The 2,321-nt window shown below is 63.9% G+C and carries 1 protein-coding gene and 1 pseudogene; both read right to left on the bottom strand.

Annotation, left to right across the window (positions count from 1 at the left end; genetic code table 11):
• Nucleotides 1-185: 185 nt before the first annotated feature.
• The gene (locus ACZ3TS_RS42770; protein WP_467628606.1) at nucleotides 186-476 is read right to left on the bottom strand and encodes a transposase; all 291 of its coding nucleotides are present in this window, start codon (nucleotides 474-476) and stop codon (nucleotides 186-188) included.
• Between the two features lie 71 nt (nucleotides 477-547).
• Nucleotides 548-1,960: pseudogene (locus ACZ3TS_RS42765) on the bottom strand (reverse transcriptase/maturase family protein); the annotation flags it as partial.
• Nucleotides 1,961-2,321 lie beyond the last annotated feature (361 nt).

The following is a 2,321-nucleotide window of genomic DNA, read 5'->3' as shown; positions in this document are numbered from 1 at the left end:
CCATACCCACCCCGATCCATCGGATGTGGGCACAACGTTGACTGACGGCCTGTCATTCCAAGGAAACGACCGGTCATTTTGCTAGGAGTCCTTAGACACGCCGAGCCGGATGCACATGAACTCGACGCTGTACGCGTACTCCACCGTGTCGAGCCGCATCTCATCGATGAACTCGTACTTGCTCGCTACCGGGGATCCTTCGCGAAGTACGCCGCGGCTTTTTTCAGGAAAGCGTTCTCCATCTCCAGCTCACGGTTGCGGCGCTCGAGCTCCTTCAGCCTGGCGCGTTCGCTAACCGACAGATCGGCATCAGCGGGCGGCTCGTGCTGTTTCTGATGCTTCTTCACCCAGCCCCGGAGCGTCTCCGGGTTCAACTCAAGCTCGCGAGCTGTCTCGGAGATGGTCTTGCTGGACCGGAGCGCGATCTGGACGGCTTCCTCGCGGAACTCCGGTGAGTACTTGCTGGGTGGCGCCACTTTTGCTTCCTCGTTTCCTGTTCAGGGCAACCCTATTGGGTCCCTGTCCGGAAACTTCGGGGCACCCCACTGCCGTCGGGTGTGTCGATGGTCGCCTTATATCTGCGGGCCATCTTCGTGACGGTCGACTTGTGCTTCGCGGCCAGGGTCTTGAGCATCGAGGTCTCCATGACCCAGCGCAGCACTCCCAGGCGGGACACGTCCTGGGCGAGCAGGTAGTACTGGACGAACCCGCGATACTCGGACCCGTACTTGGCGACGATGGTGAAGTCCTCGTCGTGCAGCAGCGGTCCGCGCATGGCGGGCCTTTCCTTGCTCATGTAGCGGGCGCATCGGTCCCGGATGACGGTCCTGGGCACGAACAGGCCGATGGCGCCGTTGACCGCCCGACGATTCCGGGTGATCTTCGTGTCGGCGTGCTGGGCCCTGATCTCGTAGCCGAGGAAGCGCGCCGCCTGGCTGGCGGCGTGGGTGATCAAGGTCTTGGGCCCGGACAGTTCCAGCTCGAGCTCCTCGCGCAGAAAGGTCCGGATCCTGGTCTTGATCTCCTCGGCCTCGTGCTTGGGACCGGCGAATCCGAGCAGGAAGTCGTCGCAGTAGCGCACGTAGCGAAGCCGCCGGTAGCCGGGGTCGTCCGGGTCCTGGCTCGGAAGGGTGCGGCGCTCGCGCCGCAGCGCGCGGACCGCCTCCCGGTCTCCGCGCCGTCTGGCCCTGGCGATCCGGTTCTCGACGTCTTCATACGCGCGGTGCGTGCGCCTTCGCCTGCCCCGCGTGTACTCCGGTAACAGCTGCTGTTCGACGAACCGATCGAACCGGTCCAGATAGACATTGGACATGATCGGCGACGCGACACCGCCTTGCGGACAGCCGCTGAGCGTGTCGTGCCACTGCCAGTCCTCCAGGTATCCGGCCTTGAGCATCCGGTCGATCAGCTGCAGGAACCGGCCATCGTGGATCTTCTCCGCCAGGATCGAGAGCATGATCGAATGATCAAAACTCCCGAAGCAGTCGGAGATGTCCCCCTCGATGAACCAGTGCGTCCCCTTCCAGACCGACACCACCTCATCCAGCGCGGTGTGGCAGCCCCGACCGGGGCGGAAACCGTGCGAGCGGTCGGAGAACTGGACGTCGTAGTACGCCTCAAGAAGCAGGCGCACCACCTCGGCGACCAGCTTGTCCGACCACGGAGGCATGCCCAGTGGGCGCTTCCCGATCTTCTTCGGGATGTAGACGCGCCTGGCCGGGGACCACCGGTAGGACTCCGCACGCAGAGCCGCGATGATCCTGTCGATCTTGGCCAGGGACATGCCGTCCACGGTCTCCCGGGTGACCCCGGGCGTCATAGCACCCTTGTTGGCGTAGAGGCGCCCGTAGGCCAGCAGGAACAACTCCTTGTTGAACAGTTGCCGGTACAACCTTTCCAGCGGCAGACCCCGCCTGCCGCGTTCCCGGATGACGCTCAGCACGGTTTCAGCACTCTGCAATTTCGCATCCCTCCCCGGCTGAACCTCGTGAACACCTGTGCCCCTTCGCCCTCATTCCGGCTTTCCCGGACTTCATGGCCGGTCGTGACTCCGGCGACTACTACGGGCACTCCGTCGCCATAGGGCTCGCGCCCCGTAGGCGATCCCGCGGTACGTCTTCGCTGTACGTATCGAGCACGACACAGGCCGCCCACTCATCCCCTTGGCCGCCCTCGCTAGTGCCGTATCAGGCAACGTTCGCCCTGTCTTGAGTTGGTCCGTGTGCCTGAGGGGCCCCGAAGATCCCGGACAGGGACCCAATAGGGTTGTCCTGAACAGGAAACGAGGGAGAAGTGGCGCCACCCAGTAAGTACTCGCCGGA

The organism is Streptomyces sp. NPDC022910 (assembly GCF_055561075.1).
Note: the sequence above shows the minus strand (reverse complement) of the source record. Positions and strands in the feature narration are given on the sequence as shown.